Annotated in this window: 14 protein-coding genes; 4 read left to right on the top strand and 10 right to left on the bottom strand. The window is 69.9% G+C overall.

The genetic code is table 11. The features are described 5' to 3' along the window. Positions 1-41: 41 nt before the first annotated feature. Positions 42-1,067 (bottom strand): BMP family protein, encoded by a 1,026-nt coding sequence (locus tag ACFW16_RS06650; RefSeq protein WP_380303087.1) that lies wholly within the window; start codon positions 1,065-1,067, stop codon positions 42-44. Between the two features lie 131 nt (positions 1,068-1,198). Between ACFW16_RS06650 and ACFW16_RS06645 the strand changes: the two genes are divergently transcribed. After that, on the top strand, positions 1,199-1,612 hold the full coding sequence (locus ACFW16_RS06645) for a hypothetical protein (RefSeq protein ID WP_380303085.1): 414 nt from the start codon (positions 1,199-1,201) through the stop codon (positions 1,610-1,612). A 1-nt stretch (position 1,613) separates the two neighbouring features. On the opposite strand, the gene fhmpcd1 is transcribed toward ACFW16_RS06645, so the two are convergent. Genes fhmpcd1 through ACFW16_RS06600 form a run of 9 tightly spaced genes read right to left on the bottom strand, consistent with a single transcriptional unit; the run spans position 1,614 to position 10,393 of the window. Further along, complete coding sequence (gene fhmpcd1, locus ACFW16_RS06640) at positions 1,614-2,546, bottom strand: 5-formyl-3-hydroxy-2-methylpyridine 4-carboxylate 5-dehydrogenase (protein ID WP_380303083.1); 933 nt, start codon at positions 2,544-2,546, stop codon at positions 1,614-1,616. A 16-nt stretch (positions 2,547-2,562) separates the two neighbouring features. Beyond that, positions 2,563-3,561, bottom strand: coding sequence for an ABC transporter substrate-binding protein (locus ACFW16_RS06635; protein ID WP_380303081.1), 999 nt, complete (start codon positions 3,559-3,561; stop codon positions 2,563-2,565). 32 nt (positions 3,562-3,593) lie between these two features. Continuing rightward, the gene (locus tag ACFW16_RS06630; protein WP_380303079.1) at positions 3,594-4,397 is read right to left on the bottom strand and encodes an ABC transporter permease; all 804 of its coding nucleotides are present in this window, start codon (positions 4,395-4,397) and stop codon (positions 3,594-3,596) included. Beyond that, entirely contained in the window at positions 4,394-5,230 is an 837-nt protein-coding gene (locus ACFW16_RS06625; protein ID WP_380303077.1) for an ABC transporter ATP-binding protein, read from the bottom strand. Before ACFW16_RS06625 ends, ACFW16_RS06630 begins: the two co-directional genes overlap by 4 nt. Positions 5,231-5,286: 56 nt before the next feature. Further along, positions 5,287-5,889 carry a glutathione S-transferase family protein gene (locus ACFW16_RS06620; RefSeq protein ID WP_380303075.1) on the bottom strand — a complete coding sequence of 201 codons (603 nt, stop codon included), beginning with the start codon at positions 5,887-5,889 and terminating at the stop codon, positions 5,287-5,289. A 26-nt stretch (positions 5,890-5,915) separates the two neighbouring features. Further along, positions 5,916-6,314, bottom strand: coding sequence for a RidA family protein (locus tag ACFW16_RS06615; RefSeq protein ID WP_380303073.1), 399 nt, complete (start codon positions 6,312-6,314; stop codon positions 5,916-5,918). Positions 6,315-6,326: 12 nt separating this feature from the next. Then, positions 6,327-7,454 carry an LVIVD repeat-containing protein gene (locus ACFW16_RS06610; RefSeq protein ID WP_380303071.1) on the bottom strand — a complete coding sequence of 376 codons (1,128 nt, stop codon included), beginning with the start codon at positions 7,452-7,454 and terminating at the stop codon, positions 6,327-6,329. A gap of 35 nt (positions 7,455-7,489) precedes the next feature. Next, positions 7,490-8,632, bottom strand: a complete 1,143-nt coding sequence (locus ACFW16_RS06605; protein WP_380303069.1) for a cupin domain-containing protein — start codon at positions 8,630-8,632, stop codon at positions 7,490-7,492. 33 nt (positions 8,633-8,665) lie between these two features. Further along, positions 8,666-10,393 (bottom strand): GMC family oxidoreductase, encoded by a 1,728-nt coding sequence (locus tag ACFW16_RS06600; RefSeq protein WP_380303067.1) that lies wholly within the window; start codon positions 10,391-10,393, stop codon positions 8,666-8,668. 192 nt (positions 10,394-10,585) lie between these two features. Here ACFW16_RS06600 and ACFW16_RS06595 point away from each other — a divergent pair, with 192 nt between their 5' ends. From ACFW16_RS06595 to larA, 3 genes are read left to right on the top strand one after another with little or no spacing between them, the layout of a single operon-like run. Next, positions 10,586-11,302 (top strand): FadR/GntR family transcriptional regulator, encoded by a 717-nt coding sequence (locus ACFW16_RS06595; protein WP_380303065.1) that lies wholly within the window; start codon positions 10,586-10,588, stop codon positions 11,300-11,302. Between the two features lie 28 nt (positions 11,303-11,330). After that, positions 11,331-12,860 carry a GMC family oxidoreductase gene (locus tag ACFW16_RS06590; protein WP_380303063.1) on the top strand — a complete coding sequence of 510 codons (1,530 nt, stop codon included), beginning with the start codon at positions 11,331-11,333 and terminating at the stop codon, positions 12,858-12,860. A gap of 54 nt (positions 12,861-12,914) precedes the next feature. Continuing rightward, the gene (gene larA, locus ACFW16_RS06585; protein WP_380303061.1) at positions 12,915-14,201 is read left to right on the top strand and encodes a nickel-dependent lactate racemase; all 1,287 of its coding nucleotides are present in this window, start codon (positions 12,915-12,917) and stop codon (positions 14,199-14,201) included. Positions 14,202-14,330: the final 129 nt, after the last annotated feature.

Genomic DNA, 14,330 nt, shown 5'->3' with positions numbered 1-14,330 from the left:
CGCGGCCCGCCGGGAGGTCCCGGCGGGCTTCTCGGGCAAGCTTACTGCGCCGTCGCCGACACGTCCGACATCAGCGCCCGCACCGCAGCCGCATCCCACACCGGCTCGACCTTCAGCTTGCCGCTGACGATATCGCCGCGCAGCGCCGTGATCTGGGTCCAGACGTCGTCGGGGATGGCCTTGGTCTTGAGCAGTTGCACGGAATCGTCGGCCAGGCCAATGGCATAATGCTTGGTGCCGAAGCTGCCGGCCTTCAGGTCCGCGATCATCGCCGCATAGACCGGGGTGATGTTCCAGACGACCGAGGACAAGAGGTTGCCCTTGTCGATGCTGGACTTGTCGCCGATCACGTCGATGAAATAGACCTTGCCGCCGTCGGTGGCCTTGCTGGTCTCGACCGCCTGGATCATGCCGAAGCTCGACCCGTTGCCCTGGCCGAAGATGATGTCGGCCCCGGCCGCGATCACCGATTCCGTCACCCGCTTGCCGCCCGCCGCGTCGCTGTAGGCGGCCGGGCCGATCACGGCGTAGCGGATCTTCACCGCCGGCTTCTCCGCCTTCACGCCCTGGGCGAAGGCGGCGGATTGCGAGTTCCAGGACGGCGGCTCGCCCGACACGACGATGCCGACCGTGCCGGTGCGGGTCATCTTCGCCGCCAGCCGGCCGGCCAGATAGGCGCCCTCATGGCCGCTCAGCGTGTAGTCGGCGATCAGGCCGGGCTTCAACAGGTCCGGCCGGTCGACGATCGCCACCGGCACGCCGGTCTCGGCCGCGATCTCGGGGGCGGAGGTGTTGTAGCCGCTGGCATGGGCGATCAGCAGGCTGGCCCCGTCCTCCACCAGCTCGCGCATGGTCGGCCGCACATCGCCATAGCCGAGGCCCTCGGCCACGGTGACCTTGACGCCCGCCTTCTCGCCGGCCGCCTTGGCCGCGGTGACGCCCTGCTGGTTCCAGCCGAAATCGGTGCCCTGCTCCGGCGTCAGGATGGCGATGCTCTTGATCTCCGCGGCACCACCCGCGGTCGAGGCCAGCACCAGCATCAGTGCGCCGAGACTGGCCTTGATCATCATCGACTTCAACATATCGCAGCTCCCTGTTTGTTGTTTTCTGAAGGAGATCAATACATGTTTTATTTTTGTTGTATCGTAGCGCGACTTAGTATTGTTTTCGTTGCAACCTATCCTTCCGAGGTCATGCGGTGATGCGCTTCCTTCCGTCGTTCGCGCTGGTGCTCGCGGTCCTGCCGGCCTTCGCGGCTGGGCATGGGCCGGACGGGCTGATCGAGCGGGCGTTCCGAGCGGAGAACCGCGGCGACGGCCGGATCGCCTGCGGCGCCGCCATCGCCCATTGGTACTCGGTCGATCTCGGCCAGGCCGGGCCGGGCGGCGCGGTCAGCGCCCGGCTGTGGTTCGACCCCGCCGGCGGTGCGGTGTATCTGCTCAACGACAAGCAGGACCGGCTGCCGGTCGAGGCGCTGTGGTGCGGCGTGGCCGGCCGCAGCTGGGCGACGCGCAGCCCGATCGACCTGCCGCGCCATGCCGGGCCGGTCGCCGCAGGGGCGGCGATCGCGGTGGATTGCGCGCCGGACGGCGATCGGCTGGTCTGCCGCTGAGTCATTCCCGCCCCTCCAGGATCCGCCGCACCGCGACCAGGCGGCGGGCGCGCTCGGCCTGCAGCTCGCGGCTCTGTTCCGGCGTGTAGGGGAAGATGCCCTCGCCGCTCTTGATCCCCAGCTTGCCCGCGCGCGTACGGTCGGTGACATAGCCCGCCACATCCTTGCGGTCCGAGAGGTCGGCGTTCAGGAAACCGGCGACCGACTGGTAGATATCCAGCCCGGCCATGTCGAGCAGCCGCATCGGGCCGACAACGCTCAGCTTGTAGCCGATGCCCCAGGACACGCAGGTGTCCATGCCCTCCTCGTCGATCACCCCCTGGTCGACCAGGTCGATCGCCTCGCGCAGCAGGGCGTAGAGGATGCGGTTCTCGACGAAGCCGGGCACGTCCTTCTTCACCACCACCGGCATCAGCTTCAACGACCGAACCAGGTCGCTGATGAAGGCCACCGTCGCCGGCGCGGTGTGCCGGCCGGCGATCACCTCGATCATCGGGATGATGTGCGGTGGGTTCGACCAGTGCATGCCGACCAGTCGCTCCGGATGCGACAGGAAGCCCTGCAGCGTGGTGATCGGGATGCCCGAGGTGTCGGAGGCGACGATGGTCTCCGCCGGCAGCAGAGGATCCAGCGCGCGATAGACCTCGGCCTTGATCTCGACCTTCTCCGGCACGTTCTCGATCACCAGCCCGGCCCCGGCGACCGCCCCGGCCAGGTCGTCATGGAAGCTGACCGCGCCCTCGCCGGACTCCGGTGGGGCGATGCCCAGCCGGTCCAGCACCGATCCCGCCTGCGGGATCGTCGCGCGGGCGCGCTCGATCGCGGCCGGTGCGGTGTCGTGCACCCGGACGCCCATGCCGCCACGGGCGAGCGTCGCCGCGATCCCCGGCCCCATGGTGCCGAGGCCGATCACCGCGACCTGAAGGCTCGGCATCGCCATCCTCCGCTGCTCAGGGCTTCAGATAGGCGTCGGTGAAGGCAGTGTCGGCCGCCACCGTGCCCTTCAGCGCGCCCTGGTCGGTCAGCACCTTGATCGTGTTGGCCCATTTCTCCCTGGTCATCCAGCCGAGGCCGTTGGCCTTGGTGTCGGCGTCCGTGAAGGTGTGGTCGATATCGGCCTGCAGCTGCGCCGCCAGCACGTCCTCCTTGCCGGCATAGCCCGGCGCCGCCTTGGCGGTGATCGCCGCGGCCTCCTTGGGGTTCTCGGCGGTGAAGCGGAAGGCCTCGAGATAGGCGGCGACGAAGCGCTTCACCACATCCGGCTTGTCCTTGAGCATGGCCTCGGAGGTGAACAGGCCGGAGCCGTAGACGTCGTAGCCGTAATCGGCGCCGAGGATGATGCTGAGCGACCCCGGGCCGCCGGCCTTGGCCTCCAGCTCCGGCACCTCGGCATCGATATAGCCCGGCACCGCGTCGACCCGGCCGAGCAGCAGATAGCTCTCATAGGGTGGCGACACGCTGCTCATCTTCATGTCGGCCTCGGTCATGCCGTTCGCGGCCAGGAACGCCTTGTAGAAGATATAGGTCGACCCGGCGGGGTGGATGCCGATGTTCAGCCCCTTGATGTCGGCCGGGGTCTTCAACTGGCGGCTCTTGGCCAGGGCGATCATGCCGATCGGCGAACGCTGGTTGACCGCGGCCAACGCTACAACAGGGACGTTCTGCGACCGGGCCACGGCCAGGGTCGGCAGGTCGCCGAAGCCGAACTCCGCATTGCCGTTCGCCACCAGCCGCATCGCGTCGGGCGACCCGGTGCCCTTGCGGATCTCGGTGACCTCGATCCCGTTCGCGGCGAAATAGCCCTTCTCCTTGGCCACGAAGAACATGGCGTGGTTGCCGCGTACCACCCAGTCGAGCTGGACGCTCACCTGGTCGGCGGCCAGGGCCGGGCCCGCCAGCACCAGCATCGCCAAGCCCGCGAGGGCTCCACAGACCGAACTCCTCACCATCTTAGCCTCCCGCGGCCTTTCGTTTGCTCGGATCAGGCGGACCGCAGCGCCGGATCGAATTTCGGCGCCCAGGGCACCACCAGCCGTTCCAGCAGCTCCATCGCGTAGTAGAAGACGACCCCGACCACCGAGACGACCAGCAGCGCCGCGAACACCATCGGCGTGTCCAGCTGGGTCGAGGCGAACTGGATCAGGTAGCCCAGGCCCGCCGAGGCGCCGGCGAACTCGCCGACGATGGCGCCGATGACGCTGAAGGTGACGGCGATCTTCAGCCCGGCCATCAGCTGCGGCAGGGCGTAGGGGATCTGGATGCGCAGCAGGATCGTGGTCCGGCTGGCGCCGACCGACCGCATCAGGGACAGGAGGCCGGGCTCCGCCGCCTCCAGCCCGGCCAGCATCGACAGCGTCACCGGGAAGAAGGCGATCACCAGGATCAGCCCGACCTTGGGCGCCAGGTCGTAGCCGAACCACAGGATGAAGATCGGCGCCAGCGCCACCTTCGGCACGGTCTGGAACAGCACGATCAGCGGGTACAGCGCCCGGCCCAGCAGCCGGAACCGGGCGATGACCATGGCCAGCGCGATGCCGACCGCGGCGGCGACCAGGAAGCCGACCAGGATCTCGACCGCGGTGACCTGCGTCGCCTCCCAGAGCGGCCCGGCCTCGCGCAGCAGCGTCGCGCCGATGGCCGAGGGCGTCGGCAGGATGTAGCTGGAGACGTCGAAGATCCGGATCGCGGCCTCCCAGACCGCGATCGTGATCACCAGCAGCACGGCGGCCGGCAGCCATCCCGACGTGGCAGAACTCCGGCGGGCGAGGACAGTGGCGTCGCTCATGGCCGCCCCCGTGTCGCATGGCTCTGCACCAGCAGCGACCGCAGCCGGCTCTCCATCGCCCGGAAGCGCGGATCGGCGTAGCTGTCCTCGCCGCGCGGATAGGGCAGGGGGATCTCGATGCTGTCGATGATCCGGCCCGGCCCGACGCCCATGACATGGACGTGCCGCGACAGCAGCACCGCCTCGTCGATCGAATGGGTGACCAGGACGATGGTCTTGCCCGTGCGCTCCCAGATCTCCAAGAGCGACCGGCTCATCTCCTCCCGCGTGATCGCGTCGAGGGCGCCGAAGGGCTCGTCCATCAGCAGGATGTCGGGCTCCAGCGTCAGGGCGCGGGCGATGGCGACGCGCTGGCGCATCCCGCCCGACAGCTGGCTCGGCCGCTTGGCCTCCGCATCCTCCAGCCCGACCAGCCGCAGCATCGCGCGGGCGCGGTCCAGCACCTCGGCCCGGGACAGGGACCTGTCGGCCACCTCGCGCAGCAGCGCCGCGTTGTCGAGCGCGTTCTTCCAGGGCAGGAGGTTCGGCTCCTGGAACACCAGCCCGATGATCCGCCGGCGCGCCGCCTCACCAGGCGGCAGCCCGGCGACGCGAACCCGGCCCTCGGTCGGCGGCACCAAGCCGGCCAGCACCTTGAGCAAGGTGCTCTTGCCGCAGCCGGACGGGCCGATCAGGCAGGCGAAGGACCCCCGCGGCACGCTCAGGCTGATGTCGCGCAGCACCTGCTGCCGCACGCCGAGGATGTCGAAGGTCACCGACACGCCCTCGACTGCGATCTGCGCAGTGTCGGGCGACGGTACCGCCGGTGGCTCCTTCAGTCTCGTCACGGGCATGATCCAGCTCTTCCCATCCCGTCCTTTCGTATCCGGCCTTCGGCGGCCGGCGCCGCTTACCCCGCCGTCGCCTTGCGGAAGGCCGGCCGGGCCTCCAGCGCCGCCAGCCAGCGGTCGAGATTGGCGAAGGCCGGCCGGTCGATCGGGAAGCCCAGGCAGCGCTTCAGGATCGGGCCCAGCGCGACATCGGCGACGGTCAGCCGGCCCAGCGCGAACCAGTCCCGCCCGGCCAAATGCCGGTCGGCGATCGCCAGCAGCTCCGTCAGCTCCTTCGCCTGCGCCGCGAACTCGGCGCCGCGCTCCTCCGGCGGCTTCTTGGCGTCCTTGAAGATGGCGACGTAGAGGCTGTTCACGCTGGCCAGCAGCCAGTCCATCCAGCGCTCGACATCGGCCTCCTCGGCGGGGTTGGCGCCGGTCAGGGCCGGGCCGTGCAGCGTCGCGAGATAGCGCAGGATCGTGTGCGACTCCCAGATCACCGTGTCGCCGTCGACCAGGGTCGGCACTTTGGCGTTCGGGTTCAGCGCCCGGTATTCGTCGGTCTGGGTGTTGCCGAACTGGCGGCCGTAATCCTCGCGCTCATAGGCGACGCCCAGCTCCTCCAGGAGGAACACCACCTTCTGCACATTGCCGGAGGTGTGCCGGCCCAGCAGTCTGATCATTCTTGCCTCCCGAGTTCGCCGACGCCTCAGCCCTTCAGCGGGCGATAGGCGATGGCGTCCATCTCGACCTTGGTGTTGATCACGGCGCGCGCCTCGACCGTGGTCCGGGCCAGCACCGCGTCCTTGAAATATTCGGCGAAGACCTTGTTGTAGCGGCCGAAGTCGCGGGTATCCTCGAGATAGGTCGTGACCCGGACGACATCGGCCAGGGTGGCGCCGTCCTCGGCCAGCACCCGCTGGATCGCCTCGATCGTCGCCCGTGTCTCCTCCTCGATCGTGCCGTCGACCATGTTGCCCTCGGCATCCTTGCCGACCTGGCCGGAGACGAAGATGAAGTCGCCGGCCCGCACCGCGGGGTGGAACGGCAGGTTCGGGTTCTTGCGGCCGATGGCGTAGCGCGGCGCAGCGTCTGCGGTGTCGGGCATGGCGGGTCCCCTTCAGAAGGCGCTGGTTTCGATGATGTCGACGCCGTTGATCCGGTCGATCAGGTAGATCAGGCCGCGATCGTCGATGGTGACGTCGTTCGACGACGCCCGCTCCTCGCCGGCCGGCGGGTCCGGCAGGAAATGGCCGACCTCGCGCGGGGCGAAGGGGTCGGCGATGTCGACCAGCCGCAGCCCCTGCGCGAACCAGGCGAAGGGGATGACCGTGCCGGTGAAGCGCTCCGACGGCTGGTGGCAGCCGGTCATCGCCGGCTGCGGCGCCCCGTCCGGGTCCAGCCCCGGCACCTGGAAGGTGGCGATCGGCAACGGCAGCCGCTCCTCGGTGATGTCGTAGATCCAGGTGAAGGCGGGCGGCGACGGCCGCAGCTTGGCCACGTCCTCATCGGCCACGACCATGATCTTGCGGCCCTTCAGGAGCTGCGGGACCGGCAGGCAGGTGTGGGTCGGGTGCGGGAAGGACGGGCTGGTGTTCAGCTGCGAGACCAGCCTTGGCCGCGCCATGTCGGCGATGTCGAGGATGAACAGCCCGTGATGCCAGTAGCTGACATACAGCCGGTCGCCGGCCCGGATCGGGTGGTGGCAGCGCGGCGACACCCATTCCGCCCAAGGGTATTCCTCGCCGCCGCCGGTCCATTGGCCGGGGATCCACCAGCGCCCGACCTCGACCGGCCGGGCCGGGTCGATCAGGTCCAGGATCATGACGATGTTGCCGACATAGCCCTCGGCGGTCGGCGAGATATAGGCGTAGCGGCCGTCGAAATCGTAGCGGTGGACGCCCCGGCCGGCGGTCAGCCATTTCGAGATCAGCTTCGGCGCGCCGGGGCGGGACACGTCATAGATCGCGATGCCGCCGCCGAATTCCTTCGGCCCGCTCTGCCCCAGCTTCTCGTGGTTGACGATCATGATGTCGCCGGCCACCCGCACCTTGTGCGAATGCCAGCCTTCGGGCAGCTCCAGCCGGGCGATCACCTTCGGGTTCCGGGGATCGGCGACATCCACGATGGTCGTGCCGCTCGGCGACCGCATGTGGCCGATATACAGCGTCGTGCCCTCGACCCAGACCTGACCGCCGCCGGGGCAGTCGATATGCGAGACGAGGGTGGTGTTGGCGGAGCTCGGCAAAATGGCCTCGGGATCGTTCGGGGGAAGAGAGGCCGTCAGATCATGCGGACGACGTCGCCGCTGGCGTCGCGGCCCCATTTGCGGAACAGGCCGAAGGCCTTCTGCGCCGGCTCGTCGCTGGCCACGAACAGGATCGCGGGCTCGGTCTCCGACCCGTTCACATGCTCGCACCACGACCCGCCGGGCACCGCCAGCGTGTCGAACTCCGCCCAGTCGAAGCGCTTGCCGTCGACGATGGAATGGCCGCTGCCCTGGAACGGCGCCGCCAGCAGGCTGGCGGTCTGGCGCAAGGGCCGCGTGCGCTCGCCCGGCCGCAGCATCTGGGCGAAGAAGGTGATGGTCTTGAACACGGGCCCGCCGGTCAGCGGGTCGACATATTCGATCATCAGCGCCTCATACGGGTCGCCGTCCCAGTCCTTGAACCGCTCCAGCTGCTCCCGCATCGCGTCCCAGCGGTAGACATACATCGGCGACGACAGGCCGGAGCCGCGGTGGTGGTCGATGAAGCGCGGCCGCAGCCCGCCGGCGCCGTAGACGCGGGCGGAATAATCGGTGGGGAAGCGGGCGCTCTGCACCTTCTTGGCGACGCCGCTCTCGGCGTAGTCGTGCTCGAAATAGACCGCGTTCAGGGTCTCGACCAGCGGCAGGTCCAGGACCGACAGGTTGACCGCCGGTTCGTCGCCCGTGTTGCCGTGGTTGTGCCAGGCGTCGATCGGCGTCAGCACCATGTCGCCCGGGCCAAAGGTGATGTCCTCGCCCTCGACGCCGGTGAAGTTGCTGCGGCCGGTCAGGCCGAAGCGGATGGCGCTGGGCGAATGCCGGTGCGGCGGCATCACCTCGTTCGGGTCGTTCAGCCGATAGGCGGTGTACATGGTGCTGACCGTGGCCCGCCGCGGCGACAGGCCGGGATTGACCAGGATCAGCGAGCGCCGCTCGGAATCGTCCATGTGGATCAGCTCGGCGGAGCGCTGCAGGATCGGCGCGATGTCGTCCTTGTAGCTCCACAGGAAGGGCAGCGCCTTCTGGGTGCCCATCAGCTGCTTGATCTCGTCGTGGTCGACGTCGGTCGAGCTGGCCCAGAACGGGAACATGTTCTTGGTGAAGACGTCGTCGTAGAGCGCCTTCAGGGCGGCGTCGCGATTGGACGCCCCTTGCGCCGCGGCGCGCGTGTCCGTCATGTCGCACCCCTGTTTTTGGATTGTTGTTCAACCTTAGCCACGACGGTATGCCCGCTGGTCGACCGTTTCAACCATATTATTTGGTTGGGTGGAGTTTGGTTGATGGTTGGTTGGTTCATTGGTTGGAATCGAGGTCGGCGCCAACGTCGGCACACCGCGGATCAGGTCGGCGGCGCGCTCGGCGATCATCAGCACCGGGGCGTTGATGTTGCCGCAGGTCAGGTCGGGCATCACCGCGGCGTCGACCACGCGCAGGCCTTCGGCGCCGTGCACCCGCAGCTGCGGGTCGACCACCGCCCCGTCATCCGCCGACACGCCCATGCGGCAGGTGCCGAGCGGGTGGTGCACGGTGATCGAGCTGGCGCGGATATAGGCGTCGATCTCGGCATCCGTCGCTTTGGCCGGGCCGGGCGCGGATTCGCGGGCGATGAAGCGGGCCATCGGGCCCTGCGCCATCACCTCCCGCGCCATCCGGATGCCGGCGCGCAGGCTGGCCCAGTCGGCATCGGTCGCCAGGAAGTTCTGGCGGATCAGCGGCGCCGCCATCGGATCGGCCGAGGCGAGGGAGACGGTGCCGCGGCTCTCCGGCTGGATCGCCACGACGCGGCAGGCGAAGGCATCGGTGAAGGGCTGCTTGAACGGCTTGAAATAGGGCCAGGCGCCGAGCGGCGCCGCGGTCAGCAGGAACTGCACGTCGGGCAGTGCCCGCTCCGCCCGGCTCTTCAGGAAGGCGACCACGCCGCCCGGCACGTCGGCGGCGAAGCCCTTGCCGAAGGCATAGGCCTTGCCGAGCTCCAGCGCGATCCGGTCGGCCCGCATCATGCGGTGGAACGGCCCCGGCTCGCTGCGCTGGTACATCAGGATGGTCGAGACATGGTCCTGCAGGTTGCGGCCGACGCCCTTCAGCGGGATGCGGGTGCCGATGCCCTGTGCCGCCAGCTGCTCCGGGTCGCCGATGCCGGACAGCATCAGCAGCTGCGGGCTGTTGATGACGCCGCCGGACAGGATCACCTCGCGATCCGCCCGGGCGGTGAGAACCTGGCCGTCCTTGACGTATTCGACGCCGACCGCGCGGGTGCCCTCGATCAGGATGCGGGTGGCCACCGACCCGACCGAGACGGTCAGGTTCGGCCGTCGCAGCGCCGGGCGCAGATAGGCGGTTGCGGCGCTGCAGCGCCGGCCGTCGCGGATCGTCATCTGCAGCCGGCCGAAACCCTCCTGCCGGGCGCCGTTGTAATCCTCGGTCCAGCCGTGCCCGGCCTGCTGTCCGGCGGCGGCATAGGCGTCGAGCAGCGGGTCCTGGTAGCGGCAATGCTGCACCCGCATCGGCCCGTCGCCGCCGCGCCAGGCGTCGGCGCCGCCCTCCCAGGATTCGAGCCGGCGGAAATAGGGCAGGGCGTGGGCGTAGGACCACTCGTCCAGCCCGGACGCGGCCCAGCGGTCATAGTCGCCGCGATTGCCGCGGACATAGGCCATTGCGTTGGTGGAGGACGAGCCGCCGACCACCTTGCCGCGGGCGCATTCCACCCGGCGGCCGTCGACATTGTCCTCGGGCTCGTTGAAGTACCCCCAGTCGTGCAGCCGCTTCTGCAGGATCTTGCCCCAGCCCAGCGGGATGTGGATCCAGGGATCGCGGTCCCAGCCGCCGGCCTCCAGCAGCAGCACGCGGCGGGCGGGATCCTCGCTCAGCCGGGCGGCGAGGACGCAGCCGGCGGAGCCGGCACCGACGATGATCGTGTCGTAGCCTGCGGCGGGGGTCACCGGAAGCCTCCTGTCGGGGTTGCGCCGGTCTGGGCGGCGCTTGCCGGATCAACTCGACCATTGCCAACCATTCTTGTCAACCATAGTAAATGGTTGCTATGGTGGCCCATGTGGTCGGGGCTGCCGATGCCGCGGTTGCGGGGCGGGCCGGCTGCCGGAACAGACGCCAAGAACCAAGCCAGAGGGACCAGGATGAACCGATCGGCGCCTTTCGATCACCAGAACGCCGACGATCAGACGCCAGATCCCTCCAGCCGCGACGACAGCCTCGCCGAGCTTGTCGCGGCCGTGCGCGGCATCCTCGCCGCCGGGCAGGGCAAGCCGTCCGAACGGGCCCTGGCGGAGCGGCTGAACGTCAAGCGGCACCGGCTGCGGCAGGCGCTCGACCAGCTGCGCGCGGCGGGGGAGCTGGAGCCGGCGCGGGCCGGGCGGCCGCGGACCGCGGCGCCGCGGCGGGGCGACGACCTCGCCCGAGACACCAACCCGGTCGAGATCATCGAGCTGCGCATGATGCTGGAGCCGGCGCTGGCCCGGCTGGCGGCGCTGCGTGCCTCGCCCTTCGAGATCATGCGCATCCAGCGCGCCGCCAGCACGCCGCCCGGCGCGTCGGCCGGCGCCATCGACCTGGCCTTCCACAAGGCGGTCGCGGCAGGTGCCCGCAACAGCCTGGCGACCGAGCTCTACGCCCTGATCCGCCAGGTGGCGACCGACGCCCGGCTGCGCTTCGGCAACAGCGACAACCCGAGCTGCCCGAACCGGCTGCGCCAGCGCGACGCCGAGCACAAGGCGATCGCCGACGCCATCGCCGCGCGCGACCCGGACGCGGCGGAGCAGGCGATGCGGGCCCATCTCGGCGCGGTGCAGCGCCAGATCCTGGACCGCCTGGGGCCCGGCATGGCCGTGGCCTGACGGCCTTGCCATCGCAGCGGGAGCGCGCATGACCGGTTTCGACGTGCTGGTGATCGGCGCCGGCTCCGCCGGCTCGGTGGTGGCGGCGCGGCTGAGCGAAGACCCGGCCCTGTCCGTCGGCCTCGTCGAGGCCGGGGCGATGCCGTCCGATCCGGACATCGCCGTGCCCGCGCAATGGCCGTTCCTGCAGGGGCGGGCCTATGACTGGGCCTATCGCACCGTGCCGCAGCCGGGCACCGCCGGCCACGTCCACGACTGGCCGCGCGGCCGCATCGTCGGCGGCTCCAGCTGCCTGCATGCCATGGCCCATGTGCGCGGCCATCCCGACGATTTCGCGCCCTGGGCCGCGGCGGGCGGCCCGGACTGGTCCCATGAGGCGCTGCTGCCGGCCTTCCGCCGCAGCGAGCGGTTCTCCGGCGGCGCCTCGGCCGCGCATGGCGACGCCGGGCCGCTCGACGTGATGCTGCCGGACGAGCAGATCCATCCACTGGTCCGCGACTACATGGCGGCCGGCCTGGCGATCGGCGCACCCTGGCTCGGCGACCACAATTCCGGGCCGCTGGCCGGTGTGGCGCCGAACCAGCTGACGATCCGCGACGGGCGGCGCCTCAGCGTCGCCGATGCCTATCTCGCGCCGATCCTCGGCCGACCGAACCTGACGCTGCTGACCGAGATCCTGGTCCATGACCTGGTGCTGCAGGGCGGCCGGGCCCGTGGTGTCCGGGTTACCCGGGACGGAGCGGAGGAGATCGTGACCGCGGACCGGATCGTGCTGTGCGCCGGCGCGGTCGCCTCGCCGCTGCTGCTGATGCGCTCCGGCATCGGCGATCCGGCGACCCTGCGCGACGCCGGCATCGCCTGCCGGCACGAGTTGCCGGAGGTCGGGTGCAACCTGCACGACCATCTGCTGGCGGCCGGCAATGTCTACCGCGCCCGCCGGCCGGTGGCGCCTTCCCGGCTGCAGCATTCGGAATCGCTGATGTATCTGCACGGCGACGACCCGTCCCGGAGGGAGGGCGTGCCGGACGTGGTCCTGGCCTGCGTCGTGCTGCCGGTGGTGACCGAAGCCTTCGCCCGGCCGGAGGCCGGCGCCGCCTACACCATTATGTGCGGCGTCACCCACCCGACCAGCCGCGGCGCGATCCGGCCCGGCGGTCCATCCGTGGCGGACGCCCCGATCATCGATCCGGCCTATCTCACGACCGGGCACGACCGCCGGACTTTTCGCGCGGCGCTGCGCCTGGCCCGCCGGGTCGGCCAGGCCGCGCCGCTGGCGGAGTGGAGCGACGGCGAGATTCTGCCAGGCCCGGGGGTGGAGGCGGAAGCCGATCTCGACGCCTTCCTGGCGCGGGCGGCGATGACCCATCACCACCCGGTCGGCACCTGCAGCCTGGGGCCGGTGGTCGATGCGTCGCTCGGGGTGCACGGCATCGACGGCCTCTACGTGGTCGACGCCTCGGTCATCCCCTCGATCACCAGCGGACCGGTCAATGCCGCCGTGGTCGCGATCGCGGAAAGCTGGGCCGCCGCCGGCCATGGCTCGACCCGTCGTCATTGATGGCGAAAGAGATCGAGGCCATCATCCCCGCCTGAGCCGAAGCGGAGCAGCGTCGTGAGCACACTGACCCTTTCCTATGGCCGCGGCCATCTGCCGATCCGCCTGCCGGCGGGGGCGCAGGCGACGGTGGTGCACAAGCAGGCCCTGCCGAAGCTGCCCGACCCGCAGGCCGCGATCGCCCGAGCGCTGGCGCAGCCGATCGGCGCGCCCGGCCTGGCCGAGCTGGCGCGCGGCCGCCGCAGCGCCTGCATCCTGATCTGCGACATCACCCGGCCGGTGCCGAACCGGCTGTTCCTGCGGCCGATGGTCGAGACCATGGTGGCCGCCGGCATCCCGCTCGACCGCATCAGCATCCTGGTCGCCACCGGCCTGCACCGGCCCAATCTGGGCGAGGAGCTGGCGGAGCTGGTCGGCGACCCCTGGGTGCTGGAGCATGTCCGGGTCGACAACCACGACGCCCGCGACGATGCCGCCCATGTCGATTTCGGCCGCACGGCGACGCGCAGCACGCCGGTCCGGATCGACCGGCAATTCGTCGAGGCCGACCTGCGCCTCGCCACCGGGCTGGTCGAGCCGCATTTCATGGCCGGCTGGTCCGGCGGCCGCAAGGTGATCGCCCCCGGCGTCGCCCATCACGAGACCATCCGCACCTTCCACTCGGCGCGCTTCATGGAGGACCCGCTCGCGGTCCAGTGCAACCTGGTCGGCAACCCGCTGCATGAGGAGCAGCTGCAGATCGTCGGCATGCTGGGCGAGGTCTACGGCCTCAACACCGTGTTGGACGAGGACCGCGATCTCGTCTGCGTCACCTTCGGCGAGATCATCGCCAGCCATGCCGCGGCGGTCGACTTCGTCAGCGGCGCCACCCGCGTGCCGGTGCCGCGCAAGTTCAAGACGGTGGTGACCTCCTCGGCCGGCTATCCGCTGGACAAGACCTACTACCAGACGATCAAGGGCATGGTGACGCCGCTCGACATCCTGGCGCCGGGCGGTACCTTGATCATCGCCTCGGAATGCTCAGAGGGCTTCGGCTCGCCGGAGTTCCGCGAGGCCCAGACCCGGCTGGTCGAGCTGGGGCCGGAGCGGTTCCTGGCGACGCTGACGGCGAAGTCGCTGGCCGAGATCGACGAATGGCAGACCGAGATGCAGCTGAAGTCGCTGCGCCTCGGCCGGGTCGAGCTCTACACCACCGGCCTCGGCGCGGCCGAGCGCGGCATCACCGGCACGGCGCTGGTGGATGATCTGGACGCCGCCATTGCCGCCAGCATGGCGCGGTCGAACGACCCGGCGGTCGCGATCATCCCGGAAGGGCCGTACGTCATCCCCTATCATGCGGGTTGAATAGGCCAGGTACGGATGTCGAGCATCTTCCGATTACCTCTCCCGCCTGCGAGACGCTTTCAGGATAGCGAAAGCCCACTCTCTTTTAGTCCCCCCTCCCCTTGCGGGAGGGGGGCAGGGGGAGGGGTC

The sequence above is a fragment of the Inquilinus sp. NPDC058860 genome (assembly GCF_042743185.1).
In the GTDB taxonomy this organism is placed as follows: domain Bacteria; phylum Pseudomonadota; class Alphaproteobacteria; order DSM-16000; family Inquilinaceae; genus Inquilinus.
The sequence above is the reverse complement of the archived record's forward strand: the minus strand, read 5'-3'. Positions and strand labels throughout refer to the sequence as shown.

Excerpts from the sequence above, each read along its gene's own strand:
- fhmpcd1 (WP_380303083.1), bottom strand. The coding sequence starts at position 2,546 with ATGCCGAGCCTTCAGGTCGCGGTGATCGGCCTCGGCACCATGGGGCCG.
- ACFW16_RS06625 (WP_380303077.1), bottom strand. The coding sequence starts at position 5,230 with ATGCCCGTGACGAGACTGAAGGAGCCACCGGCGGTACCGTCGCCCGAC.
- ACFW16_RS06590 (WP_380303063.1), top strand. The coding sequence starts at position 11,331 with ATGACCGGTTTCGACGTGCTGGTGATCGGCGCCGGCTCCGCCGGCTCG.
- ACFW16_RS06650 (WP_380303087.1), bottom strand. The coding sequence starts at position 1,067 with ATGATCAAGGCCAGTCTCGGCGCACTGATGCTGGTGCTGGCCTCGACC.
- ACFW16_RS06620 (WP_380303075.1), bottom strand. The coding sequence starts at position 5,889 with ATGATCAGACTGCTGGGCCGGCACACCTCCGGCAATGTGCAGAAGGTG.
- ACFW16_RS06630 (WP_380303079.1), bottom strand. The coding sequence starts at position 4,397 with ATGAGCGACGCCACTGTCCTCGCCCGCCGGAGTTCTGCCACGTCGGGA.
- ACFW16_RS06595 (WP_380303065.1), top strand. The coding sequence starts at position 10,586 with ATGAACCGATCGGCGCCTTTCGATCACCAGAACGCCGACGATCAGACG.
- ACFW16_RS06615 (WP_380303073.1), bottom strand. The coding sequence starts at position 6,314 with ATGCCCGACACCGCAGACGCTGCGCCGCGCTACGCCATCGGCCGCAAG.
- ACFW16_RS06635 (WP_380303081.1), bottom strand. The coding sequence starts at position 3,561 with ATGGTGAGGAGTTCGGTCTGTGGAGCCCTCGCGGGCTTGGCGATGCTG.
- ACFW16_RS06605 (WP_380303069.1), bottom strand. The coding sequence starts at position 8,632 with ATGACGGACACGCGCGCCGCGGCGCAAGGGGCGTCCAATCGCGACGCC.